The 25,206-nt window shown below is 42.4% G+C and carries 28 protein-coding genes and 1 pseudogene; 20 read left to right on the top strand and 9 right to left on the bottom strand.

Annotation, left to right across the window (positions count from 1 at the left end; all coding sequences use genetic code 11):
- Window positions 1-22 precede the first annotated feature (22 nt).
- Both BA79_RS04805 and BA79_RS04800 read right to left on the bottom strand, forming a co-directional pair.
- A complete protein-coding gene (locus BA79_RS04805) occupies window positions 23-1,180 on the bottom strand; it encodes an oxalate decarboxylase family bicupin (protein WP_035701274.1) in 1,158 nt (385 codons plus the stop codon).
- 64 nt (window positions 1,181-1,244) lie between these two features.
- Entirely contained in the window at window positions 1,245-2,417 is a 1,173-nt protein-coding gene (locus BA79_RS04800) for a PucR family transcriptional regulator (protein WP_035701272.1), read from the bottom strand.
- A 311-nt stretch (window positions 2,418-2,728) separates the two neighbouring features.
- Here BA79_RS04800 and BA79_RS04795 point away from each other — a divergent pair, with 311 nt between their 5' ends.
- From BA79_RS04795 to yunB, 4 genes are all read left to right on the top strand, one after another.
- Complete coding sequence (locus BA79_RS04795; protein WP_007500400.1) at window positions 2,729-3,580, top strand: DUF72 domain-containing protein; 852 nt, start codon at window positions 2,729-2,731, stop codon at window positions 3,578-3,580.
- Window positions 3,581-3,643: 63 nt separating this feature from the next.
- Window positions 3,644-5,017, top strand: coding sequence for a bifunctional metallophosphatase/5'-nucleotidase (locus BA79_RS04790; RefSeq protein ID WP_035701270.1), 1,374 nt, complete (start codon window positions 3,644-3,646; stop codon window positions 5,015-5,017).
- Between the two features lie 67 nt (window positions 5,018-5,084).
- Window positions 5,085-5,390 (top strand): YunC family protein, encoded by a 306-nt coding sequence (locus tag BA79_RS04785; RefSeq protein ID WP_007500404.1) that lies wholly within the window; start codon window positions 5,085-5,087, stop codon window positions 5,388-5,390.
- A gap of 69 nt (window positions 5,391-5,459) precedes the next feature.
- The gene (yunB, locus tag BA79_RS04780; RefSeq protein WP_017367991.1) at window positions 5,460-6,230 is read left to right on the top strand and encodes a sporulation protein YunB; all 771 of its coding nucleotides are present in this window, start codon (window positions 5,460-5,462) and stop codon (window positions 6,228-6,230) included.
- A 78-nt stretch (window positions 6,231-6,308) separates the two neighbouring features.
- Here the strand turns inward: yunB and BA79_RS04775 are convergent, their stop codons facing one another.
- Window positions 6,309-6,773, bottom strand: a complete 465-nt coding sequence (locus tag BA79_RS04775; RefSeq protein ID WP_035701265.1) for a DUF2691 family protein — start codon at window positions 6,771-6,773, stop codon at window positions 6,309-6,311.
- A 192-nt stretch (window positions 6,774-6,965) separates the two neighbouring features.
- On the opposite strand from BA79_RS04775, the gene BA79_RS04770 reads away from it, so the two are divergent.
- Window positions 6,966-7,196 carry a hypothetical protein gene (locus tag BA79_RS04770; RefSeq protein WP_008346846.1) on the top strand — a complete coding sequence of 77 codons (231 nt, stop codon included), beginning with the start codon at window positions 6,966-6,968 and terminating at the stop codon, window positions 7,194-7,196.
- 81 nt (window positions 7,197-7,277) lie between these two features.
- Here BA79_RS04770 and BA79_RS04765 read toward each other — a convergent pair whose 3' ends face one another.
- A complete protein-coding gene (locus BA79_RS04765; RefSeq protein WP_223255603.1) occupies window positions 7,278-8,222 on the bottom strand; it encodes a M23 family metallopeptidase in 945 nt (314 codons plus the stop codon).
- A gap of 323 nt (window positions 8,223-8,545) precedes the next feature.
- Here BA79_RS04765 and lipA point away from each other — a divergent pair, with 323 nt between their 5' ends.
- Window positions 8,546-9,442: a lipoyl synthase gene (gene lipA / locus BA79_RS04760; protein ID WP_008360456.1), complete on the top strand. Its 897-nt coding sequence runs from the start codon at window positions 8,546-8,548 to the stop codon at window positions 9,440-9,442.
- 39 nt (window positions 9,443-9,481) lie between these two features.
- On the opposite strand, the gene BA79_RS04755 is transcribed toward lipA, so the two are convergent.
- A complete protein-coding gene (locus tag BA79_RS04755; RefSeq protein WP_007500413.1) occupies window positions 9,482-10,117 on the bottom strand; it encodes a YhcN/YlaJ family sporulation lipoprotein in 636 nt (211 codons plus the stop codon).
- A gap of 120 nt (window positions 10,118-10,237) precedes the next feature.
- Between BA79_RS04755 and BA79_RS04750 the strand changes: the two genes are divergently transcribed.
- From BA79_RS04750 to BA79_RS04740, 3 genes are read left to right on the top strand one after another with little or no spacing between them, the layout of a single operon-like run.
- Window positions 10,238-10,513, top strand: coding sequence for a YutD family protein (locus BA79_RS04750; protein WP_008346837.1), 276 nt, complete (start codon window positions 10,238-10,240; stop codon window positions 10,511-10,513).
- Window positions 10,514-10,532: 19 nt separating this feature from the next.
- Entirely contained in the window at window positions 10,533-10,967 is a 435-nt protein-coding gene (locus BA79_RS04745; RefSeq protein WP_017367989.1) for a DUF86 domain-containing protein, read from the top strand.
- A 21-nt stretch (window positions 10,968-10,988) separates the two neighbouring features.
- On the top strand, window positions 10,989-11,759 hold the full coding sequence (locus BA79_RS04740) for a TIGR01457 family HAD-type hydrolase (protein ID WP_007500417.1): 771 nt from the start codon (window positions 10,989-10,991) through the stop codon (window positions 11,757-11,759).
- Window positions 11,760-11,801: 42 nt separating this feature from the next.
- On the opposite strand, the gene BA79_RS04735 is transcribed toward BA79_RS04740, so the two are convergent.
- Complete coding sequence (locus BA79_RS04735; RefSeq protein ID WP_024719755.1) at window positions 11,802-12,302, bottom strand: phosphatidylglycerophosphatase A family protein; 501 nt, start codon at window positions 12,300-12,302, stop codon at window positions 11,802-11,804.
- A 113-nt stretch (window positions 12,303-12,415) separates the two neighbouring features.
- Here BA79_RS04735 and yutH point away from each other — a divergent pair, with 113 nt between their 5' ends.
- The 6 genes from yutH to BA79_RS04705 all read left to right on the top strand — a co-directional run bounded on the left by yutH (window position 12,416) and on the right by BA79_RS04705 (window position 20,086).
- Window positions 12,416-13,456: a spore coat putative kinase YutH gene (gene yutH, locus BA79_RS04730; RefSeq protein ID WP_035389301.1), complete on the top strand. Its 1,041-nt coding sequence runs from the start codon at window positions 12,416-12,418 to the stop codon at window positions 13,454-13,456.
- 74 nt (window positions 13,457-13,530) lie between these two features.
- The gene (locus BA79_RS04725) at window positions 13,531-14,499 is read left to right on the top strand and encodes a 2-hydroxyacid dehydrogenase (RefSeq protein ID WP_017367983.1); all 969 of its coding nucleotides are present in this window, start codon (window positions 13,531-13,533) and stop codon (window positions 14,497-14,499) included.
- Window positions 14,500-14,721: 222 nt separating this feature from the next.
- Window positions 14,722-16,023: a homoserine dehydrogenase gene (locus tag BA79_RS04720; protein WP_017358915.1), complete on the top strand. Its 1,302-nt coding sequence runs from the start codon at window positions 14,722-14,724 to the stop codon at window positions 16,021-16,023.
- The gene (thrC, locus tag BA79_RS04715) at window positions 16,023-17,084 is read left to right on the top strand and encodes a threonine synthase (RefSeq protein ID WP_008346825.1); all 1,062 of its coding nucleotides are present in this window, start codon (window positions 16,023-16,025) and stop codon (window positions 17,082-17,084) included. The genes BA79_RS04720 and thrC overlap by 1 nt, the downstream gene beginning before the upstream one ends.
- Window positions 17,081-18,013, top strand: a complete 933-nt coding sequence (gene thrB / locus BA79_RS04710) for a homoserine kinase (RefSeq protein ID WP_035701261.1) — start codon at window positions 17,081-17,083, stop codon at window positions 18,011-18,013. The genes thrC and thrB overlap by 4 nt, the downstream gene beginning before the upstream one ends.
- Before the next feature lie 102 nt (window positions 18,014-18,115).
- Window positions 18,116-20,086: a S9 family peptidase gene (locus BA79_RS04705; RefSeq protein ID WP_035701257.1), complete on the top strand. Its 1,971-nt coding sequence runs from the start codon at window positions 18,116-18,118 to the stop codon at window positions 20,084-20,086.
- Between the two features lie 232 nt (window positions 20,087-20,318).
- Here BA79_RS04705 and BA79_RS04700 read toward each other — a convergent pair.
- A pseudogene (locus BA79_RS04700) lies at window positions 20,319-20,618 on the bottom strand (NifU family protein).
- 121 nt (window positions 20,619-20,739) lie between these two features.
- On the opposite strand from BA79_RS04700, the gene BA79_RS04695 reads away from it, so the two are divergent.
- Together BA79_RS04695 and BA79_RS04690 are read left to right on the top strand one after the other, a co-directional pair.
- Window positions 20,740-21,069, top strand: a complete 330-nt coding sequence (locus tag BA79_RS04695; RefSeq protein ID WP_035701249.1) for a YuzD family protein — start codon at window positions 20,740-20,742, stop codon at window positions 21,067-21,069.
- A gap of 100 nt (window positions 21,070-21,169) precedes the next feature.
- Window positions 21,170-21,400, top strand: a complete 231-nt coding sequence (locus BA79_RS04690) for a WYL domain-containing protein (RefSeq protein ID WP_017358919.1) — start codon at window positions 21,170-21,172, stop codon at window positions 21,398-21,400.
- Between the two features lie 48 nt (window positions 21,401-21,448).
- Here BA79_RS04690 and BA79_RS04685 read toward each other — a convergent pair whose 3' ends face one another.
- Complete coding sequence (locus tag BA79_RS04685) at window positions 21,449-22,516, bottom strand: NAD(P)/FAD-dependent oxidoreductase (protein WP_017367978.1); 1,068 nt, start codon at window positions 22,514-22,516, stop codon at window positions 21,449-21,451.
- Between the two features lie 255 nt (window positions 22,517-22,771).
- Here BA79_RS04685 and BA79_RS04680 point away from each other — a divergent pair, with 255 nt between their 5' ends.
- The 3 genes from BA79_RS04680 (at window position 22,772) to erpA (ending at window position 24,569) form a co-directional block, all read left to right on the top strand.
- The gene (locus tag BA79_RS04680) at window positions 22,772-23,008 is read left to right on the top strand and encodes a YuzB family protein (protein WP_035701247.1); all 237 of its coding nucleotides are present in this window, start codon (window positions 22,772-22,774) and stop codon (window positions 23,006-23,008) included.
- A gap of 270 nt (window positions 23,009-23,278) precedes the next feature.
- The gene (gene dapF, locus BA79_RS04675) at window positions 23,279-24,133 is read left to right on the top strand and encodes a diaminopimelate epimerase (RefSeq protein ID WP_008346809.1); all 855 of its coding nucleotides are present in this window, start codon (window positions 23,279-23,281) and stop codon (window positions 24,131-24,133) included.
- Window positions 24,134-24,206: 73 nt separating this feature from the next.
- Window positions 24,207-24,569, top strand: a complete 363-nt coding sequence (gene erpA, locus BA79_RS04670; RefSeq protein ID WP_008346807.1) for an iron-sulfur cluster insertion protein ErpA — start codon at window positions 24,207-24,209, stop codon at window positions 24,567-24,569.
- A gap of 125 nt (window positions 24,570-24,694) precedes the next feature.
- Here erpA and BA79_RS04665 read toward each other — a convergent pair whose 3' ends face one another.
- Window positions 24,695-25,111: a hypothetical protein gene (locus BA79_RS04665; RefSeq protein ID WP_035701238.1), complete on the bottom strand. Its 417-nt coding sequence runs from the start codon at window positions 25,109-25,111 to the stop codon at window positions 24,695-24,697.
- Window positions 25,112-25,206 lie beyond the last annotated feature (95 nt).

Below are 25,206 nucleotides of genomic sequence, written 5' to 3'. Positions count from 1 at the left end.
ACAAATGGATCGGTTTTTTTCGTCATCGCTCATACTTCACAACTGGTGATTTTTCTTTATGCAACGCATGAATCAATGCATCATCCACATGCAAATGCTCCTTCACTAATTGAGGAGGGGTTAAGGCCATCCATTGGTTCAATGAAATATCAGCAAATCGATCGCTTTTAAACATTTCTAGAAACCAAAGGCTTGTTTGCCCGATGTTTTGTATGTAATGCCCCATCCCGAAAGGAACATAACCAACATCACCTGCTCTGTAATTAAAAGTACGAGCTGTCCCGCCTGCTCCAAAAACCGTCATTTTAGCTGTACCAGTTAAATAGTATTGCCACTCATCATTATTCGGGTGCCAATGCATTTCTCTCATCCCTCCAGGTTTTACCTCCACAAGTGCAGCAGCAATCGTTTTCGATACTGGAAAATTGCGTGAGTCGACGATTCGCACGGTTCCACCAGAGGTCACGATTGGTTTTTGACGAAGGAGCTGGTGGGTAAATGGCGGTTTGATGCCGCCGTATGGATCAGAGACTGTTTGGCTTTCAATGGATGCCGGTGAAGAGCCTTGAAACATATAGCGTTGTTTATGTGGAATGTGATCAAACAGCTTGATTGGCACGCCGAAATTAGCAGAAAGAATGTCTTTTGGTGTATGAGCAAACCAGTCTGTGATGGTGAACGTATCAAATTCAGAAAAAGCACCATCATCAAACACAAGGAGAAACTCACAGCCATCCTCAAGACCTTGAATGGAGTGCGGAATACCGGGCGGAAAATACCACAAGTCTCCTTCTTCTACATCAGCGATCATATTCCGTCCTTCTGCATCTACAGATGTGATCCGGGCTTTGCCTAAAATCATATATGCCCATTCCGCCTGCTTATGCCAATGAAGCTCACGAACACCTCCGCGCGTAAGCCGCATGTTCACACCAGCAATCGTTGTTGAAACAGGCAGCTCTCGCTCAGTAATTTCCCTCGACCAGCCGCCATGATTCAAGTGCATATGTGTATCAGAATATGAAAATTTTAAATTAGGAATCGTCCCCGCATCCGTTTTAGGGGGAACGAACATATCTGGGTTCTCCATATCGCGCAGAACGTCTCGCGGGCCTAAATCGGTTGCGCCGGCCCCATCGTCTCGAATCGGTTGCGGGATGTGACGAATCTCATCATCCATTTGACACCACTCCTTGTCATTCACATTTCTCCTCCAAAATATATGAGACGTAAGAAAAAAAGATTCAATACGAATCGGATGAAAGGTGCTTTTGAATCCGCAAAGCTAAGCGCAAGCGCAATGTTGCGTCAGGATCTTTTAGGCTGATCTGAAGCAGTTCTTCACATTTCTCTAGTCGATATATCACGGTGTTGCGATGAACAGATAAACGTTTGGCTGTTTCTGAAATATGGCAATGTGTTTCGACATAAACAGATAAGGTGTGGAGAAGGTTTGGATCGACTTGTGATTGTTCATATAATGGGTGGAGGTACCGCTCATAGAATGTTGTTAAATCTTTTGCTGGGATGAGCTTCAGTAAATCTGACACATCTTTTGCTTGATAGAACTGAATATATTCAGCTCGTAATGAGAGCTGGCCTGATTGCAGAGCATGGGCAGCTTCACTGAATCCTTTTGGCAGATCGGTGATGATATAACCGCTTAAGCTTACACCAAAGGAAATGGTGGCATGCACATGCTGTTTAATAAGGATCTGCATTTGTTTTAAAAAAGAGCAGATCGATTTGTTCATTGCCTGCCACCCGCCAGTCTCTTCTATAAGGAAGATGCCGATATCTCCTTTGACAAAAAGAAAGGCGGGAAATGGACAGTGAGAAAGGGTGCTTTCAAGTAAAGCAAACACATCATCTACAAGGGTTTGCTGCTTAAGGAAACAAGAGAAATGACTGCTCTGATCAAGTTGACAGACGATACATAAATAGGGAATCGTTGTGTTTAATCCAAACATGCGTGTTAGGCGGGTGACATCTTGCTCTAAGGAAATCGTCCCCTCCATCCATTTGCGAAACCATTCATTTTTGGCTCGCTCTGTCGATTGCTTAATGGCATGTTGTTTGATGCGTGAAATGGACATGGCATTTACAGCTTGTACAATGGTCAAATGTAGCTCCATGTCGTCTTGAGGATGAATGAAGGCGGGAACGACTAAATAATCATAAGCTTGTTCGTTTATATAGATAGGAAAAACAGAAACGCTTTCTTTTGAATGAACCATAGAAAAATAATGCTGCTGCGTACTGTGAAACAAGCGGAGCATTTGTATCCAATCTGGATTTGTCATACCTTGGGGTGAGGTGAAAAGAATACGTCCATACTGATTGATCAAATAGACAGGCTGATGAATTCTTTGGGCCACTTTTTGCAATGCTTCAACATGATGATCGACAATGTTCATATCCACTCATTCTCCTTTTTTAGAGCTGAAGCCTTTGGTGAAGATGAATAAAAAAATGGACAATCGCTGTCAAAGTCTCTGATATCAATTTTATGTTATCAGCTTCATTCAATTTAGATAGAAAGTTGTGATGTAATATCACAAAAAAGATGGCAGGGCAACATCACATCAGTCATCTTCATTCAGAAAAATGGGTAAATATGATATGTTGTAGACAGAAGAATTTCTTTCAGAAAGATGGGTATCCCAAGAAACAAAGACTTTCAATGGGAAAATCCGTTTAGACAAGCAAGTGGCAAGAGGTGAGATAGATGATTTATATCGGATTAACTGGTTGGGGCGATCATGACAGTCTGTACCCGCCGAGAATCGGCAGCTCTCAAAAGCTGTTTCACTACGCATCAACGTTTCCCATTGTGGAACTGGATGCAAGCTTTTATGCTGTTCAGCCTGAGCGCAACCATGAAAAATGGATAAAAGATACGCCAGACGCCTTTCAATTTGTTGTGAAAGCTTATCAAGGAATGACCGGGCATCAAAGAGGCGAGATCCCGTTTGCTTCAAAGGAAGAAATGTTTGATGCCTTTATTCTTTCACTGACTCCTCTCATTCGAGCAGGGAAACTGGCGATGGTTCTGTTTCAATTTCCACCATGGTTTGATTGCAAAAAGGAGCACGTCCACTATTTAAGATGGTGTAAGGAGAAGATGGGGGACATTCCTTGTGCACTCGAATTCCGAAACCGAACTTGGTTTTCAGACGAGTTTTATGAACAAACCTTATCCTTTATGGAGAAAGAAGGGTGGATTCATTCCGTCTGTGATGAACCGCAAGTCGGAGAAGGGTCTATACCGCCAGTCATAAAAGCCACACACCGTGACAAAACATTGGTCCGTTTCCACGGAAGAAATAAACAAGGCTGGCTTCACCCGGCAGATCATGAGAACTGGCGTGAAGTTCGTTACTTATATTTATATAATGAAGCTGAACTAAAGGAATGGAAAAAGAACCTCGACATCCTGCATCAGCAGTCGAAAGATGTATATGTCGTATTTAATAATAACTCAGGCGGAGATGCGGCGACGAATGGCCAGCAAATGATTGATTTGCTGGATTTGACGTATTCAAGCTTATCCCCGAAGCAGTTAGATTTATTTAGTTAAATGAGAGCTGCGGCTTTCAACTTGAACGAGACGGTTCAGTGACAACTTGAGGGAGAGATCAACATGCTGCAGAAGCTATGGTTATATCATACAAACGACTTGCACAGCCACTTTGAAAACTGGCCAAAAATCGCAGCTTATATTGAAGAAAAGCGTCAAGTTCACGATCAGATGCTCTTATTTGATATTGGCGATCATATGGATCGAGTAAACCTTGTATCAGAAGCGGATTATGGAAAAGTGAATGTCAAACTTCTCAATCAGCTTGGCTATGATGGCGTCACAATTGGTAATAATGAAGGCATTACGTTGCCTCATGAGCAGCTCGACCAATTGTACAAAGACGCGCAATTCCCGGTGATTTTATCTAATTTATTTGAAAAAGGCAAAAGACCATCGTGGGCAAAGCCTTATGAAGTGATCACGTTGAACAATGGACTGAAGATCGCCGTCTTAGGGGTGACCATTGCGTATACACCTGTCTATGAAAAGCTGGGCTGGGACATTACAGACCCATTTGAGAGCATACGGGAGATGCTGCAAGAAGTGAAAGGACAAGCCGATGTCATTGTTCTTCTTTCCCATCTAGGCATCATCCATGATCGAGAGGTAGCCCATGACTTCCCAGAAATCGACATCATCTTAGGCTCACATACGCATCATCTTTTAGAACAGGGCGAAATGGATAATGGCGTTCTTCTTGCATGTGCTGAAAAGTATGGGCATTATATTGGCTGTGTCGAGCTGACCATTGACACAGCGAGTAGCGAGCTCATCGAGAAAAAAGCGACGGTGCAATCAGTGGACCAGCTGATCAGCGAATCCGATGAAGCGATCATGACTTTACAGAAAGCTGAAAGAAGAGCGAAGTCACTCATGCAGGAAAAAGTGACATCCATTAAATCAAAGCTCGAAACAAAGTGGTTTGATGACTCCCAGCTTCCGCAACTTTTAACAGATGCCATTAAAGAATGGTGCGAGGCAGATATCGGCATGATGAATGCAGGGATGGTGCTTGATTCATTAGAGGCTGGCATCGTCACTAGAGAAGACATTCACCGGATATGCCCGCATCCCATTAATCCAATCCGGGTGACGCTTACTGGGAAGCAATTGGTCGAAACAGTGTCTCGTGGCTGTGAAGAAAAAATGGAACAGCTACGCATCAAAGGCTTTGGCTTTAGAGGCGAACTGATGGGGAAAATGCTATACAGCGGTTTGACTTATTCATTAGAAGAGGGCGAAACCAAACGAGTAAAAGAGGTCTATGTAAACGATCAACTCGTCAAAGAAGATGATTCCTATACGGTTGGCACAGTGGATATGTATACACTTGGTTCTCTTTTTCCTCATATACGTGACCATGGACACATCGAATATTTCATGCCGGAATTTTTACGTGATGTCCTGAGCTGGCGATTGAAGGACGCAAAGTGAAATCCGCTCCAGCCTAACAACACTTGCCCTCCCTTCACATAGATTGTGTTGAAGGGAGTGAAGGGATATGGTGAATTTAACACCTATTACAATTGATGGCCATTCCTTTACAGCCGTCACCGTCAAACTGCCAAAGACCAATTTCATGGCAGTGACAAATGAGCATGGTTATATTATGTGCGGTGCACTTGATGTCGGGCTCCTAAATGAAAAGCTTGCAGATAGAGGAATCATCGCAGGAAGAGCAGTCGGTGTAAGAACCATCGAGCAATTGCTGGATGCACCTTTAGAATCTGTGACATATGCCGCTGAGTCGCTCGGCATTCATGCTGGCACAATTGGAAGAGATGCATTATTAAAAATGGTGAAATAAAATGTACAGATGATTCCTATCCCCCCGCCTGTCTGCATACACTTGTAATGGAGAAGGGGGGATTTTTTATTGAGATTGAACCGCCGTTATCGCCCCTATAAAAAGGGCCCTCTGCCATTTCGTTACGTCATGCTGCTTGCCGTATTATTTTTTGTGCTCTCAACTGTCATTAGCCTATTCTTCATCAATCGTTCCATTAAACCAACGTTGATTCACATTGCTGAACTAGAAACAGAACGAATCGCCAATCATCTCATCCAATATTCTGTTCAGGATTTTGCAGATGATCAGGAGAATATGAAAGATATGGTTGTGATGAATACAAGTGAGAACGGAAAAGTGACAACTATCGACTTCAATGCGCAAGCAACATCGAAAGCAATGGCTGACCTGTCACGTCACCTTCAAAAAAATCTAGAGGACATTGAAAAGGGGAATTTTCAAAAAGAGGCAAAAGAAGCATTAAAGGATCAAACAGATGGACATGACGGCATTATATATAACATTCCGCTTGGGCAAGCGTCCGGAAATGCACTTATCGCCAACCTAGGACCAAAAGTGCCTGTACGATTCAGTGTCATTGGTGACCCGCATACAGACGTTGAAAAAAACATCAAGCCATATGGCATCAACAATGCCTTGATTGATATTAGTGTGCTCATTGAGGTGAAAGTGAGAGTCATCATCCCATTCGCCTCAGAAACCATCGTCGTCAAAAACTCCGTGCCTGTCTCCATCCAAGCCGTTCAAGGAGACGTCCCAGATTATTATAATGGCAGCGGAACAAATTCAGGCGCTCCATCGATTGTTCTGCCCGAGAAAAAGGAGAAGAAAGAATAACAGCCCAATGGACGAATTGGGCTATTTTTTTCATACGCTGTGATTGCATATAGTGTTTTTGTGATGAACGTTTTGTTGTTACGAAACAGACAGTCTTGTCCTTGCATCATTTTCATCGGTGATATAGGTCACGTCTTCAAATCCACATTCAACTGCATTCTTGTATAGGCATTCGAGTGTTCCCTTATTTTTGCAATAGATCGTGACATAGGAGCAATCGGCCACCAAAAGAACAAGCTCGCATTGGCTTTCAATAAATTCTTCAAAGGTCTTAATATGAGACAATGTCCCTTTTGGATATGCTTGTAAATCGGCGGAAATCATATAATACGTCTTGTTTTCAATGAGGTGTTTGAGTTCTATACCGTCCATTTCTGTTTTACCTTCAGGAAAAAGTTCTTCATCTTTTTCGCCATCAACAAGTATATTCGAGTCTTCGGAATCGATTCGCCAGCTGAATTTGGTGATGTCGATCGGTTTTAGCACTTCTCCAAGGAAGACTCCGTATTCATTTGGCATGGTAAAGGTCATTCCTCTTTTCAAAAAAACCCCCCCCTAACTCTTTGTGAAGTAGTCTTTCATTGGCTCATCATATCCTAATTAACCAGTTGATTCCATACGGATTACATGCCATGATAAATGTTCATTGTTTTCTTTTTTTGAATAGTGTAGCTATCCTGAAGGCTGATTTTTCACGATCGTCTGTTATGAAAGTGAGAGGAGGATTTGATTGATATGAAGAAAATTCATGTAAGCGGGTTTTGTTTTTTAGTATTTGCCATTGTATTTAGTGCTAAATATATGTCGGCATCGATATTATTAGCTGGGAGTGACAGTTTGAGTGTCGACTTATTTAGAGGGATGTTTGACATGATTCCACTTGAAGTAACAGTTGTGTATCTCCTTTTTTTCATCATGGGTATTCTTTTTTTAGTTTTAGGATTGAAAGAAAAGCATAAGCAGTAACAGTAGACAAGTGATGACCGGGAAAATGTTGATACATATCAAAAGGAGAAGCAAGCGGTATCGCTAAACTTCTCCTTTTATTTATCGACGTTTCCGCTCGGCTCTTTCCCATGCCCTTAAATGAGGGTAAGGATCAAACGACCATTCAGTTCGTCCATTGTCTTTATACATGCCATAATGAAGGTGTGGCGGGAATTTTCCTGCTGTGCCAGGTGGACCGTAACCGGAGCTTCCGACTGATCCGATGACTTGACCAGGTTCTACAATCTGCCCAGCTTTGAGTCCTTTTGCAAAGCCATTTAAGTGGGCAAAATAATGATAATGATTATGAATATCTCGAATGCCGATCCGCCAGCCGCCAAAGCGGTTCCAGCCTTTCATTTCAATCACGCCGTACGATGTCGCACGAACAGGAAGACCGTAATGAGCAAATAGATCAGTGCCCTCATGAATTCTTCTGCCTCCAAAGCCTCTCGCATCACCCCATGTACTCCTGTAGCTGTAGTCAGCGCCAACCGGAAGAGGAAACGCATGCTTTCCAAGGTCAAGATGGCCGTAATGCTGATAGAGCTTCATAAAAGATGAAATGATTCCAACGGTTTGATCACGTCCGTAATAATCCCACAGCGCAATTTTTAATTGGTCGATGCTGCTGCCGTAATGGAGCAAGTATTGAGCAAACGTGAACAGGACATCTTCATCGTTATCGATTTCTGCTTTTCCATCCCCATTTCCATCAAGCCCAATACCGTCAAAAACTTTAATGCTTAATGGAGAGGTATCCTGCTTATTTGGATTTTCTGGTCCTATCCACATTTCCCGGGGAATGTAGATACCAATCACACCTGTTTGTTTGGGTAAATCTCTTCTGCTTTTGCGTATATTGTGTTCATACTGATCAACCGCAGCAAGTACATACCACGGGACCTGTGTGGTGATGGCGATCTTTTCATACAGTGCCATTCGCTGTTTTAATTCATCGGGCTGTTTGTTTGTCCCTTGTGCATGGACTGATGCGGGAATCATTGAAAGAGCGATGATGATCGCTAAAACCACTTTCACAAACGTCCATCTCCTTTCTTCGAACATCTCTTCTACCGTTTAGTGTGGTTTGATCACGTTATTTCATAAGAAGAAAATGTTAGTAATTTTCTTCTGTTATTTTAGGAGTCTTTTGGGTATTTTTGCAGCTCATTCCCTTGTTGTTCAATCTGTACTATGTTAAAGTGTCTAAAGAAAAGGCCTTAGGCCGAAGATTCAATTTTTTGCGGCAACAGCTGCATCCATCGTATATAGCAGGAAGATGATTGTATATGCACCTTTAACGAATTCATATGGAGATGATGGAATTGGCAAAGAAGGAAGAGCACGTAAGAAAACCGGACTGGCTTAAAATTAAGCTGAATACGAATGAAAACTATACCGGTTTGAAAAAAATGATGCGGGAAAACAACCTGCATACCGTTTGTGAGGAAGCGAAATGTCCGAATATTCACGAATGCTGGGCAGTGAGAAGAACTGCTACATTTATGATCCTCGGATCTGTTTGTACGCGCGCATGCCGTTTCTGTGCGGTGAAAACCGGACTTCCTACTGAATTAGACTTGCAAGAGCCAGAACGCGTGGCAGATTCAGTGGCTTTAATGAATTTAAAGCACGCTGTTATAACAGCGGTTGCAAGGGATGACCAAAAAGATGGCGGAGCAGGCGTATTTGCTGAAACTGTTCGTGCCATTAGAAGAAAAAGTCCATTCACAACAATTGAAGTTCTCCCTTCAGACATGGGTGGCAATTATGATAATTTGAAAACGTTAATGGATACACGCCCTGATATTTTAAATCACAATATTGAAACAGTACGCAGGTTAACACCAAGAGTTCGTGCACGGGCTACATACGATCGTTCATTGGAATTCTTGCGTCGTGCAAAAGAAATGCAGCCTGACATTCCAACGAAATCAAGCATTATGATTGGACTTGGTGAAACGAAGGAAGAAATCATTGAAGTTATGGATGATCTTCTTGCCAATAACGTTGACATCATGGCAATTGGTCAGTATTTACAACCGTCGAAAAAGCATTTGAAAGTGCAAAAATACTACCATCCAGATGAGTTTGCAGAGCTGAAGGAAATTGCCATGTCAAAAGGCTTTAGCCACTGTGAAGCTGGACCGCTTGTCCGTTCTTCTTATCATGCAGACGAACAAGTAAACGAAGCGTCTAAGAAGCGTCAGGCGCAAGCATAACAAAGAAAACGCCAGAGCTCTCTGGCGTTTTTTCTCGTATTAATTTTGGCCGTAAGGTGCGTTTCGTCTCATGGTCCGATCGGAATTCGTCATGCCATTGGCATCTTCTTTCGTTGAAATATCTCCGCCTTGAGGAGAGTATTTCATTTGTTGAATCGTTTTCGTTAAAATTTGATCAAAATCACGTGAATTGGTTTGAAGACGTGAAAAATTGGCAATGGATTGAAAGTGCTCTGGGTTATCAGAGACGTACACATGATAATAACGAGGGAGAACAGAAACCGCTGTTTTTTTCACTTGATCGGCTGATTCATCTCGGTTTTTGTTGCCTGTTCGATACACAATGAGGGCATCCTCGTCTGTGACAAGTGTTGCTGCATCCTTTATATTTGGCAGCTGAATGGCTAAACTTGTAATCACGTGGGCAAGATGCTCACGATTTAAAGCAGGGGTTCTTTCCTTCTGATCGGTTACTTGCTGGCGCTGATAACGAACATAGCCTGCTCGATTCGTATCTGCTTCTGGCATGTTGGAATTATTTCCTTCATGACGATCAGACAGGCGGATTGTCTTGCTGGAAGAATCTTCATCCACTTGCCGGTTCATGCCTGATTGAAAGCCGCACCCGCCTAAAAGCATGCATAGGAGAATAGTGGCTGTCAGTTGTTTCATCATAAATATGACCTCCTTTTTTCTTTAGCTTCGGCTAAATCGGAAAAAACATGCTTTAGCAATTGATGGAGTTGTTCCAATGAATTATCATTAAAGGTGGATCGTTTAAAAAGAGGTGAGAAGATGATCGTCATTCAGAATGCTACCTTTGATCTTGTCAGAGAAATCAAAGACGGCTTTGATGAGGAAGCGTTTAAAGCAAGGTACTCAGATATTTTAAATAAGTATGATTATATTGTGGGGGATTGGGGCTACAACCAGCTTAGGCTGAAGGGGTTCTTTGATGACCAAAACCAAAAGGCCACATTCGATACAAAAATCAGTACACTCGATGAATACATTTATGAATACTGTAATTTTGGCTGTGCCTATTTTGTCTTAAAGCGGATTAGAAAATAACGCAAAGGGGAGCGTCATGATGTATTTCGTAGACAGAAAGAAGATTGAAGAGACATTACGTTTTTTTGAGGAGCAATATAATTTGATGCGCAGTCATCAAACATGGTCAAGCCCTTTAGAAAAAAAAGCGCTAGAACGAATTGTTCATTTGCTCGTCGAATGTATTCTTGATACAGGAAATGATATGATTGACGGCTTTATCATGCGGGACCCAGGAAGCTATGACGACATCATGGATATTCTTGTGGATGAAAAGGTTGTACCAACAGAAGAAGGCACTCACCTGAAAAAACTGGTCTCGTGTCGTAAAACACTTGTTCAGCAGTACCAAGAAGTGGTTCATCACGATTTGTTGCAGGTCATCAGTGAGGTAGAACAGGCGCTGCAAGTCTTCCCGAATCGAATTCGCACTTACTTGGAGCAGGAGCTTGGACCAGTATCAGCGTTTAAATAAACCATTGGAGTTGTAAGCAGCATGAAATACAAAGGCTATTTAATTGATTTAGACGGGACGATGTATAAAGGAACAGAAAAGATCGAAGAGGCGGGGCAATTTGTTCACAAGTTAAATGAGTTGAACATCCCTTATTTGTTTGTCACGAATAACTCTTCACGCACACCGAAGCAAGTAGCAGAGAAACTGGTTTCATTCGATATTCCAGCAACGGAAGAACAAGTCTTTACAACAAGTATGGCGACGGCAAACTATATCGCAGAACAAAAGAAAGATGCCTCGGTGTATGTGATCGGAGAAGAAGGCATTCAGCAGGCCATCAAAGAAAAAGGTTTGTCGTTTGGTCAAGAAGACGCTGATTTCGTTGTCGTTGGAATAGACCGCGGTATTACATATGAAAAACTAGCGGTAGGAGCCATTGCGATCCGTCAAGGTGCACAATTTGTTTCAACAAATGGAGATATTGCCATTCCGACAGAAAGAGGGCTGTTACCTGGAAATGGATCGTTAACATCTGTGCTGACGGTTACAACAACAGTGCAGCCAACATTTATCGGAAAGCCAGAGTCTATCATTATGGAACAGGCCATGCGGGTGCTCGGGACAGATGTGTCAGAGACGCTCATGGTGGGCGATAACTATGATACCGATATTATGGCAGGGATGAATGCAGGGATGGATACACTGCTTGTCCATACAGGCGTCACGACAAAAGAGCTGCTTCAGAAATATGACAAACAGCCAACCTATGTCATTGATTCATTATCTGAGTGGATTGAACGATTATCTTAATGAAAAGAGGACAAGCGTGAGACGCACGTCCTCTTTTGTGTTTTATTCTGCATTTCTCGCACTATGTGCCAGTCTACTTGATGCTGCCGCAGCAATAGCACCGACAATGTCATCTAAAAAGGTGTGGCATTCGCCTGAGGATTTATCGTTGAGTTTCCCAAGAATCCCTGGTTTTTCTTTATCGATATATCCGTAATTCGTAAAGCCGATGGAGCCATAAATATTAACGATGGCAAAGGATAAAATCTCATCAACCCCATATAGACTTTCATCTGTTTCAAGAATAGATTGCAGCGGTTCTGTCAGCTTTTTTTGCTCAGCGAGAACATCTAGTTCAACGCCTGTTAAGATGGCATTTTGGACTTCACGTTTTGCGATGACACGTTCCACATTGTGGATGCACTCTGTCATGTCTAAGCCAGGATGATATTTTTCCTGTAAAAAGAAGACAAGGTCTGCTATATCTTGAATGGTTACGCCTCGTTCCTGTAAACGGCGTCTTGCTGTTTTTTCTACTTCGTTCATCTCATGATGATGCGGCATGTTCCTCACCCAATCCTCGTAATTTGTCCACAACGTGTGAAAAAGCTTCGGATAGTAAATAGTATTCATAAATCCCTCAACCTGCGACTACGATATGATAAGAGACTGATTTTATGAACGCAGGTGAAATCATGAAAGAAACCATTTATCACACATTTGGTATTGATGTGCGTCAATTTATGCCATATGGCAGTTATCAGAGCTTTCAAACGGCGAAAGCTCTCTTCATCATTGTTCCCGTGTCTCATTTGCGAGAAGAAGAACTCACAGAGCTTTATCATATCAGTCAGTATTTACTGAATGACGGTGACCCATACGTTGCCGTGTTTGAATTAACAAACGAAGAGAAACCGACTTTTACCCATGGAAAAGAACTGTACGCTCTATTAAAGGCAGCACCGCGGGTTACAAGCCGCTCATTTCAGCACGCATCAGAGCTGGCGGCCTTTCATGTCAGGGGAAGAGGGTTTCCTTATGAGGTGTCTGAAACAAAACGTGTCGGAGCTTGGAAGGAATTATGGGCAAAACGGTTAGACCAGCTGGAAGGCTTTTGGATGCAGCAAATGCATCAAAAACCACTTGAACGATTTGAAAAGAAATTTATTGAATCCTTTCCGTATTATCTCGGATTAACGGAAAATGCCATTCAATATTTAGTGGATACAGAGCTTGATGATGAACCAAAAGAATGTGATTCAGGTACTGTTTGTCATCAGCGCTTTTCACGTATGACCTGGCCACATGAGCAGCCGCTTCGTTTACCTGTTGACTGGGTATTTGACCATCCAACAAGAGACATCGCAGAATATTTAAGAGAAACCTTTGTCCAGCATAAGGAGGATTTAATTGAAGAGGGATTCTCCTTTTTGCAGCAATATGAGCAGGTTACGCCTCTTTCATCATTTTCAAAGCGTCTGCTGTACAGCCGTCTTCTGTTTCCGCTTCATTATTTTGAAATTGTCGAAGGTTATTATATGTCAGGAGAAAATGAAAAATCTTATTATGAAGAACGATTAGATTATGTTTTAAATGATGCGAACCGCTACGAATATTTTCTCAAGGTGTTTCAAGAATTGAGTGCCATGCGCAGCGGTGGGCATCTCATTCCTCCTGTTGGATGGATTCATCAATCCGCTGATTTGAAGTTTCAGTGAACAGACGAAACGTCTCTTTTCTCTTGAGGCGTTTTTCGTTATGCTTAAAGAAATCAACCAAAGGAGTGTTCTTCTTGACGAAACCTTATGTCTATATCACAAGAAAGCTTGATGAAACAACACTTACACCATTAAAAGAAGTCGCTCATATTGACATGTGGACGAGCGAGGATGAGCCGTGTCCAAGAGAAGAGTTAGAAAAACAAGCGGCTCAAGCAGATGGGCTGCTCACGATGCTGTCAGATCAAGTAGATGAGGCACTTTTATCAAATGCTCCAAATCTAAAAGTGGTCGCGAATCTCGCGGTCGGCTATGACAATATTGATCTAAAGGCAGCTAAAAAGCACGGGATCACGGTATGTCATACACCGGACGTCTTAACAGAATCGACAGCTGATTTAGCCTTTGCGCTTTTGATGGCGTCAGCAAGACGAATTGTCGAAGCGAGTGATTGGATTAAGGATGGGAACTGGACAGGCTGGGGACCGCTTCTTCTAGCTGGTGCTGATGTGCATCATAAAACGTTAGGGATTGTCGGAATGGGCAGTATTGGAACTGCACTGGCCAAGCGGGCAAAAGGTTTTGATATGAATGTGCTTTATCATAATCGTTCAAGAAAGCCAGAAGCAGAAGCGCAGCTAGGTGTGACCTATGCCGCATTTGATGAGCTGCTTACGCAGTCTGATTTCATCGTTTGTTTGACGCCTTTAACGCCTGAAACGAAAGAAATGTTTAATAAGAAAGCATTTGAGCAGATGAAGAACACAGCTTACTTCATCAACGTTTCCAGAGGGCAGACGGTAGACGAAGATGCTTTATATGATGCTGTCACGACAGGAAAAATTGCAGGAGCAGGTCTGGATGTATTTAGCAAGGAACCAGTCAGCCCAGATCACCCATTAACGACATTACCAAATGTAACAGTGCTTCCTCATATCGGAAGTGCAAGTGTTGAAACGAGAAAAAACATGATGCATTTATGTGCTGAAAATATTGCGCTTGTCCTGCAAGATCAGCAAGCCAAAACGCCAGTTCAGGCGTAATCTCAAGCTTCCCGGCTTCGGGAGCTTTTCTCACAAAAATATTTTGAAAATATAGAATCTTGATATAAATAGCTGTTAAGCGGTTTCATTCTCATATTCTCTTATTTTATTACCTTGTCAAAATGAGGATACCCCTTTATAATGTGTGTACATTGAATGTCTGTGTTAGGTTAACAAATGTCTTTTTAGAGAGGACATTTACGGAGAAAGGTGGAATTTCAGGTGAAGGCAATTCGAGTTGGACTACTAGGATTAGGAACAGTGGGGAGCGGTGTCGTTAAGATTATTCAAGATCATCAGGATAAATTAATGCACCAGATCGGCTGTCCGGTATTAATACAAAAAGTGCTTGTGAGCAATCCCGATAAAAAAAGAGATGTGGATGTGGCAAGAGAGGTCTTCACAACTGAAGTATACGATGTGATTCGAGATCCAGAGGTCGACGTCATTATTGAAGTGATGGGCGGCATTGAAGAGACAAAACAATATTTAATAGATGCACTAAATGAGAAGAAGCATGTCATTACAGCTAATAAGGATTTAATGGCGCTATATGGCACAGAGCTTTTACATGTAGCAAAAGAAAACGGCTGTGACCTTTACTATGAAGCGAGTGTCGCAGGTGGGATTCCGATTTTGCGTACACTAGAGGAAGGTTTAGCCTCTGACCGCATCACAAAAATGATGGGAATCGTGAACGGGACAACGAACTTTATTTTAACAAAAATGAATGTCGATAAAAGTGCGTATGAAGATGTATTAAAAGAAGCGCAGGATCTTGGCTTTGCAGAAGCAGATCCGACGGCGGATGTAGAAGGACTAGATGCGGCAAGAAAGATGGCCATCCTGGCAAGACTCGGCTTTTCCATGAATGTAGACTTAGAGGATGTGAAAGTGAAAGGCATCTCGGACATCTCGGATGAGGACATTAATTTCAGTAAACGTTTTGGCTATACAATGAAGCTGATTGGAATTGCCCAAAGGGACGGAGAGAAAGTGGAGGTCAGCGTACAGCCAACTTTACTTCCTGATCATCACCCGTTATCTTCCGTCAACAATGAATTTAATGCTGTCTATGTTTACGGAAGTGCTGTCGGAGAAACGATGTTTTACGGACCTGGAGCAGGCAGCCTGCCAACGGCAACTGCTGTTGTCTCTGATTTAGTCGCTGTTATGAAAAACATGCGTCTTGGTGTGAATGGCAGTGGATTTATTGCACCGCAATTTGAGAAGAAAATCAAATCATCATCCGAAGTATTTGCACAGCAATTTTTAAGAATACATGTGAGAGATCAAGTCGGAGCTTTCTCCCGCATTACATCGATTTTTTCTGAAAGAGGCATCAGCTTTGAAAAGATCCTTCAGCTTCCTGTCAAAGGGCATGATGAGCTGGCTGAAATTGTGATTATTACACATCAAACATCAGAAGAAGATTTCTCAAATATCCTGCAAACATTAAACGATCTCGACGTGGTGGTTCAAGTGAAGAGCACGTATCGAGTAGAAGGGAACGGTTTAAGCTGATGAAGTGGAATGGACTCATTGAAGAATTTCAAGAATTCTTACCAGTAAACGAACAAACACCTAAACTAACATTAAATGAAGGAAACACACCGCTGATTCATCTCGCAAAGCTATCTGAAAAGCTAGGGATTGAGCTTCACGTGAAAACAGAAGGCGTCAACCCTACAGGTTCTTTTAAGGATCGCGGGATGGTCATGGCCGTCGCAAAAGCAAAAGAAGAAGGCAATGATACGATCATGTGTGCATCGACAGGGAATACGTCTGCAGCAGCGGCAGCTTATGCGGCGCGCGCTGATATGAAATGTATTGTCATCATTCCAGATGGAAAAATTGCCTTCGGTAAGCTGGCGCAGGCTGTCATGTACGGAGCAGAGATCATTGCCATTGACGGCAACTTTGATGATGCACTTAAAATTGTCCGCAGCATCTGTGAAAAAGCACCGATCGCACTTGTTAACTCCGTCAATCCATACCGAATTGAAGGACAAAAAACAGCGGCATTTGAAATCTGTGAGCAGCTAGGCTCCGCACCGGACGTACTGGCGATTCCTGTTGGAAATGCGGGGAATATTACAGCGTACTGGAAAGGCTTCAAAGAATATCATGAGAAAAAAGGCACTGGACTGCCAGTCATGCGTGGTTTTGAAGCAGAAGGAGCTGCAGCCATCGTTCGAAATGAAGTCATTGAGCAGCCAGAAACAGTCGCAACAGCCATTCGCATCGGAAACCCTGCAAGCTGGAAACAAGCTGTAGCAGCGGCAGATGAATCGAACGGGAAAATTGATGAAGTGACAGATGAAGAAATTCTTCATGCCTATCAATTGATCGCACGTGAAGAAGGTGTGTTTGCAGAGCCAGGCTCTTGTGCATCAATTGCAGGTGTACTCAAACAAGTGAAATCTGGAGAAATTAAGCCAGGCAGTAAAGTCGTCGCTGTACTGACAGGAAACGGATTAAAAGATCCAAATACGGCGATTGATATTTCGCACATCAAACCGGTCACACTGGATGCAGATGAAGATCAAATTCTGGAACATTTAGAAAAGGCCGCACGCGTATGAGTAACGCCTCCATGCTTTTTTCAATCACAGTACCGGGAAGCACTGCCAACTTAGGACCAGGCTTTGACTCAGTCGGAATGGCGCTCAGCCGCTATTTAAAGCTATCGGTCTATGACCATGATAGCTGGCTGTTTGAAGCAGAAACAGATGTCGTGTCTGGTATTCCATCAGGCACCGATAACCTGATCTACCAAACAGCTAAAAAGGTCGCAGATGACTTTGGAAAAACACTCCCGCCTGTTCATGTCAAAGTGTGGAGTGATATTCCATTAGCAAGGGGGCTGGGCAGCAGCGCTGCTGCCATTGTCGCCGCTATTGAGCTCGCCAATCAGCTGCTTGAATTAAAGATGACCGATGATCAGAAGCTCTTTTTTGCAAGTGAGGTAGAAGGTCATCCAGATAATGCGGGTGCCTCTTTATTCGGTGGTTTACTCATCGGTCTTCATGAAGAAGACAAGACACATGCCGTTAAAGTGCAGCATGTGGATGTAGATGTCGTCGTCGTGATTCCTTTTTATGAAGTACTCACAAAGGATGCCCGTGATGTCCTGCCAGAGGATTTTTCCTATAAACAGGCCGTGAGCGCGAGTGCAGTGAGTAACGTCCTTGTCGCCGCCTTAATGACGCAGAACTGGCCGCTTGTAGGGGAAATGATGAATAAAGATTTATTTCATCAGCCATACCGCACGATGCTTGTCCCAGAGCTATCAAAGGTGGGGCACGTTGCTTCATTAAAAGGCGCGTATGGAACAGCATTAAGCGGTGCTGGGCCGACCATTTTGACCTTAGTGGAAAAAGGGAAGGGAGAAGCGTTGAAAGAACAGCTTGCCCAAAATTTCCCTCATTGTGAAGTAGATGTGCTGACGGTGCCGGTAGAAGGTGTCATCGTCGAGCATCATTCTGTGAATCAAATGAAGAACGTGCTATAAATGAGCACGTTCTTTTTTTATCCTTGTTTTTCACAACAAAAGCAGGGATTATTATTTAGAGAAGCGAACTATTTTTGATACATAAAAGGGGGAGATCTATTGATGAAGAAATTGATAACAGCAGAGGATTTAACACAAATCGTGTCTGTTTCTCATCCAGTCTATTCACCAGATGGAAAAAAGGCTGTTTTTACAAAAGTATCGGTGAATGAAAAAAAGGATGATTACAATATTCATTTATGGGTTCGAGATGAAGGGACAGGGGAGCTGTCACAATGGACATTCGATGATGGAAAGCATCATCAGCCAGTGTGGTCAAATGACGGGAAGCAGCTTGCGTTTATTTTGCAGAAGCCAAAGGAAGTCCCTCAGCTCGCACTCATTCAGAGCGATGGCGGCGGCATTCGTACTTTAACGAATATTCCTTACGGCGTATCTCATCCTGTATTTTCACCGGATGGAGCGTTCATTTATGCATCGGTCTCATTAAAACAAGAAGAATCTGTTCATGATGAAAAAAAGGAAGAGTGCGATGACTTTGCTCCGGCAGTATATGATGATTTGACTTATAAAGCAGATGGCAGAGGCTTTTTAGACGGGCGTCTGACGCAAATTGTACAAATCGATGTCTGCTCAGGGGAGGTAGAGACGGTTACGAGTGAGCAGCAGCATCATGTGAATCATGTCGTCTCTCCTTGCGGAAAGTGGCTCGCCTATATTCAATCCAACCCGCAGACGTTTTACATAAGTGATATCTGTCTCCTGTCATTAAAGGACGGTACATCCAAGAAAATCACCCAATCAACAGGCGCTTACTCGACCGTATCATTTTCTCCAAATGGAGAAAGCCTGTTGTACATTGGACACGAGCGTGAATTTCAGAATGCAACCTTCCCATCATTGTGGCTGTATGATCTGAAGGAGAAAAAGACCGTTCAACTGTCAGAAATGCTCGATATGTATGTTGGTAACTGTATGGCAGGGGATAGTGTCATAGGTGAAGCCAATCAGCTTCCACAATGGACGAAGGATAGTCAGGGGTTTTATGCGCTTGTTTCTGATCAAGGGAGTACCGGGATTTATTATTTCTCTATTGAAGGCTTAGCCTATCCCGTTTGTTTAGAGGCAGAACATGTGACGAATTTCAGTCTTCATCCAGATGAATCAAAAATGCTGATCAGCCGTCTTTCACCTGTCTCGCCTAGTGAGCTGTATGAGCTGACTTTAGGGGAATCCTCACTCAAGCAAATCACGTTTGAGCATGATGACTTTCTAAAGGAACATGTCATATCCGAACCTGAACCAATTTCTTTCCAGTCAAAAGAAGGAGACGTTGTACATGGCTGGTTTATGAAGCCTGCTCAGATGGAAGAGGGGAAGACATATCCACTTATCTTAGAAATTCATGGCGGGCCGCATGCGATGTACGGTCATACGTATTTTCATGAATTTCAAATGCTCGCCGCTGAAGGGTATGCGATTGTTTACATCAACCCTCATGGCAGTCATGGATACGGACAGATGTTTACAGACCGGGTAAGAGGCAGCTATGGTGACGTTGATTATGAGGATGTCATGCTGGCTGTTGATCATGTGCTCGAAGCCTATGACTTTCTTGATGAAACAAGGCTTGGCGTAACAGGCGGCAGCTATGGCGGTTTTATGACCAATTGGATTGTCGGACAGACAGACCGTTTCCGTGCAGCTGTTACACAGCGTTCCATTTCAAACTGGATTAGCTTTTATGGCATCAGTGATATCGGCTATTTCTTTACAAAATGGCAGGTGGATGGGGATATTTATGATTCGGTTGATAAGCTATGGGATCGTTCGCCGCTAAAGTATGTAAAACAGGTGAACACACCGCTCCTCATCCTGCACAGTGATGAAGACTACCGCTGCCCAGTCGATCAAGGAGAGCAGCTTTTTGTGGCATTGAAGGAGCTTGGAAAAGACACGAGATTAGTCAAGTTTCCTAAGGCTTCTCATGATTTATCCAGAAGTGGCCACCCTGGGCAGCGTATTCAAAGACTGACCTTTATTCAAGAATGGTTTAGAGAGAAGTTATCCTAATCAAAAAACGGCCCTGATTGGGTCGTTTCAGCGTGTAGACAAACCCTCGCATTCGGTGTCAGTCCTGCGTTCCGGTGCTCACGAATGTCAAATTCGCTCTGCGCCAGTACTCGTCCTTCCTAGACTGCAAAGGTTTTCTATCACACTGAAAAGAAGACAAAGGGCTAAAATTAGCCCTTTGTCAACAATTAAAAAACGACCCAGTAAGGGTCGTTTTCATGTCATATATGAATTAGAAAACCTGTTCAACTTCTACAACGCCAGGTACTTCTTCTAATAATGCGCGCTCAATACCGGCTTTCAATGTAATGGTTGAACTTGGGCAGCTGCCGCATGCACCAAGAAGGCGTAATTTCACAATGCCATCTTCAATGTCTACAAGCTCACAGTCTCCACCATCACGTAATAGAAATGGACGAAGTTTGTCCAGTACTTCCTGTACTTGGTCTTTCATTTCGACTTCAGTCATTAGATATAATCGCTCCTTTCACAACATATCACCATTATATTCATCTGGACGATAAAAATCTATTGATTGGTTTCAAAGTTTCCTTCTCATTATAGCACAATCTCATCTTGAAACAAAAAGTGATTTTGACTTTTTTCATACAGAAAATTCAGCTAAAATAAAGAAAGAATGGGGGGCTTGTCAAATGAACAAAACCGTTGACCTTTATGTATATGGAAGAGATGTCCTGTGCGCTAGTTGCGTGAATCTGCCTTCTTCAAAAGATACATTTGAGTGGCTAGATGCAGCATTAAAACGAAAATATCCAAATCAGCCGTTTCGCATCACATATATCGATATTGAGCACCCGCCTGAAAACGAACGCCAAAAAGAATTATCTGAACGAATTCTTGATGATGAATTCTTTTATCCGCTTGTCCTTGTTGAGGATCAAATTGTTGGAGAGGGCAATCCGAAATTAAAAGATATTTATCAAGAAATGGAGAAATACGGGTACGAAGAGGGCAGTGAATGAGCTGTTCTTTTTTTAGGAAAATAAACAGAACAAACGTTCCTTTTTAGGTTGATTTAGAACGTTTGTTCGTTTATAATGAGATGAAAGGAGCGTGAGCATCATGAATTATTTACTAAAACAATCTCTTCATCAACAAATACCGATTGATATGATTTATATGAAGAAAAATGGAGAGTGCTCGAAACGAAAAATCATTGTACATCGTCAAACTGAACAGTTCATACAAGCGTATTGTTTATCGAAGAAGACGATCAGAACGTTTCGTAAAGACTGCATCCTTGCGCTTGCTCCTATCAAAGTGAACCATTCATCGGTACATGCCGTTTCATAATAAAAGCTCCTTCATTAGAAGGAGCTTTGAGAAAAAATTCACATCATTTTATCCATTGTGATGCTTGTACATCCAAAGAAGTCCAGATTTTAAGAGTCTTGGAACACGACCAACAAGTGGACGATCCGCCACTAAGCCAAAGCCGGCTTTTTTCCCTAAAGAGCCGAGTACGCCTTTTAACTTAAACTGTGGGTAAGCCTCAGGAAGCGGTTCGTTCTTCCAGCGTTTCTGTAGAGATTGCACAATTTGCTCTGCCTGTGCCTCGGCAAGCTGTGCACTTGGTGCATGAGGCAAGCTTGCGCAGTCACCTACGACATAGACATGCTCATCTCCAGGGAGATTGTGATGAGGAGTTAAGACGACACGGCCTTGTGCATCTTTTTCAACATCCATATCTCGCACGACTTTACTTGGCTGAATTCCTGCTGTCCACACGATGACATCTGCTTCAATGGCATCGTCATGGTTGTACACAACTCCTTCTTCAACCTTCGTAATATTGGCGCAGTTAATGATCTTTACATCGTTTTCTTCAAACCATTTTTGTACATATAAACTTAATCTTTTTGGGAAACTGGAAAGAATCAGTTCTCCGCGGTCAAAAAGAATGATGTTTAAATCAGAACGGCTTTCACGCAGTTCACTGGCCAGCTCTACCCCGCTAAGTCCAGCACCGACGATACCAACCGTTGCACCTGCACTCAAATTGTTTAATTTGTTATACGCAAGCCTTGACTGATCAATGGTTTGAATGCTGTATGTATGTTCTTTCGCCCCAGGGACATTGTGATACTTGTCCTCACAGCCGAGTCCGATTACCGTATCATCATATGGAATCGGTTCACGGTCGCTAAATAAGATCTGTTTGTTTTCAATATCAATTTTTTCTACTTCCCCGTATTGAATATCCAGCTTCGGATGCTCTGGAAAAGATACTCGAATGTGATGATCAGAGATCGTTCCAGCAGCAAGTGCATAATATTCTGTTTTTAAACAGTGGTAAGGATTTCGATCAATTAATGTGATAGTAACATCATCAGGTAATTGATTTGGCAATAAGCGGTGGAGAACCCGCATATTCCCGTAACCTCCGCCGATCAAGACTAAATTTTTCATGACGATTCTCCTTTTCCCCCTAGACATTGAAAAACACTTATACTAAAAAACTTTAAGTTAAAATACCAAATAAAATTATATCGAATTTACTGTGAAACCACAATAATTGTTTCAAAATAACCTACATATTCATTACTTAGTCCTAAATAGTAAAACATTTTACGGGGAATAGGCGTAACGATTTATTGAAGCTCATGTTTTGACTAATAGAAGGAATTTCGGTAGGATAGTAAGGCAAATGTGAGGTGAAGCACAGTGTTTCCACTGATCGAATTTTGTGTAAGTAATCTTGCACAAGGGTCTCAAGAAGCAAAAGAGAAGCTAGAAAAAGACCCAAACTTAGATGTAATGGAATACGGCTGTTTAAGCTACTGCGGCAAATGTATGGACTCCCCATTTGCTCTTGTGAATGGAGAATTTATTTCTGGAGAAAATGCAGAGCAGCTAGTCGAGCGTATTTATGCTTTTATAGAGGAAAACGACATGTTTTAAATGCACCACATGGGTCATGAGGTGCATTTTTTTCATATATTAAGTTTCCATTTTTCAGGAAAAAATGTAGAAAGCGCATCCAATATGTTATGCTAATAAAATATCATCAAAATGAAGCATCACACGAGAGAAAAAGAGGCATATGCATAATAAAAGCCCTTTGCCATGGCAGCAAAGAGCTTCTATGTATGAAAAACGGGGGATGATAAGATTGTCTCCTGAATCGACTCCTTTTATACTATAAAGAAACAACATTTTTGGAGGACGCTCATGACATCATTTCAATTCACGAAAATGCACGGACTAGGAAACAATTATATATACGTCAATCAGATGAAGGAACAGCTTCCAGAAGAGCAGCTGTCAGAGATAGCGATCCGCGTTTCTTCTGTTTATACAGGTATCGGTTCAGACGGAATGATCCTCATTTGCCCATCAGATGTTGCGCCTGTGAAGATGCGCATTTTCAACAATGATGGATCAGAGGGGAAAAACTGCGGTAACGGTCTGCGTTGCGTGGCAAAATATGTGTATGAGCATCAAATCGTAACAGACACAACGTTCCAGATTGAGACATTGTCAGGACTCGTTGAGGCGACCGTTCATGTGCAGGATGGTCACGTTCAGTTAGTGACAGTTGATATGGGTAAACCTCGTTTTGAAAAAGAAGCGATGCCAATGCTTGGTGAACCGGCCAGTACAACGATCAATGAACCGCTTGATTTTGGCACGACGACCTTAAATGGAACAGCTGTTTCAATGGGGAATCCCCATATCGTTTTCTATTTAGAAGACATTGAACAGGCGCCGCTTGATTCAGTTGGGCCAATTATTGAAAAGCATGACATGTTTCCAGAAGGCGTCAATGTAGAATTTGTGGAACGTGTCAGTGAAACGGAACTGCATTTTCGCGTGTGGGAAAGAGGATCAGGGATTACGCAAGCGTGCGGAACAGGAGCATGTGCTGCGGCTGTATCAACGATTGTGAATGGACATGCGAAAAAAGAAACGGATATGACCGTTCATCTAGCTGGCGGAGACCTCATCATTCGCTGGAAAGACAATGACCATGTGCTGATGACAGGACCTGCTGAAACAATTTGTGACGGCACATTCTATCTCTAAACCATTTATTTGAGAAAAGGCAACATCACGTTTATAATTGAAAAGAAACATCCAGTCAAAAGGAGGGATGATCGTGAGTACACCAGTAACGATTACAGAAGCTGCTGCATTGCAGATTAAAGATATGATGAAAGAACATGAAGAAGAAAATGCGTTCCTGCGAGTTGGCGTAAAAGGTGGCGGCTGCAGCGGTCTTTCATACGGGATGGGCTTTGACCATGAAGTCTCAGAGAAAGACACGCAGTTCGAACAGCACGGCATCAAGGTTCTTGTCGACTCCGAAAGCCTTGACATCATGACCGGAACCATCATTGATTTCAAACAATCACTAATGGGCGGCGGTTTCACGATTGACAATCCGAACGCGATTGCGTCATGCGGATGCGGTTCTTCGTTCAGAACAGCCACGAATACCGGTACGCCGGAAGAGTGTTAACAACTGATCATGGATAATAATAAGCCTCCTTGTTCGTTTGTTTTTGTAAACAACACGATCGAGGAGGCTTTTTGTTTTGAAGAGAAAAGATGACCAAAAAAAGATACTCATTCAGCGTCTCTTTCTCAAATGGCTTCTTCTATTTTCAATAGTTCTTTATCCAAGACATCCACCAACTCTTGGGTGCTAAACATATAGATCACCACTTCTTTATTGCCATCTTCCACATGGACTTCAATTTCAATTTTAATCTTTGCTGGTTTTTCATGGTATACCACTTCAAAGATGCCCATTCTTTTTGTATCATTGTTTTTATTCATTTTTTGAACGTTGGTGAGTATCTGTTTGATTTCTTGATCACTCAAACCAGCATCTAAAACCGAAGTGGATACACGCTTTAAAAAAGGTTCTAGCTGATCAACATCCATATTCAATCCGGCAGCGAATTGAGCATAATGTTTGTTATAATCTTTTGCGAACACTTCTACTGAGCCGCCAATCATCAGTAACAAGCTCAAACTAATCATGAAACGCTTTATCATCTTTCCACCTATCCTTCATGACAATCTTCTACTTCTTATATCGGTTGAACCAATCAAACCTTCATTCATTCCATTCCTTCTTAAACAATTTGTAA

This window comes from Bacillus altitudinis 41KF2b, from assembly GCF_000691145.1.
Taxonomy (GTDB): domain Bacteria; phylum Bacillota; class Bacilli; order Bacillales; family Bacillaceae; genus Bacillus; species Bacillus altitudinis.
This window is presented reverse-complemented; position numbering and strand designations above follow the sequence as displayed.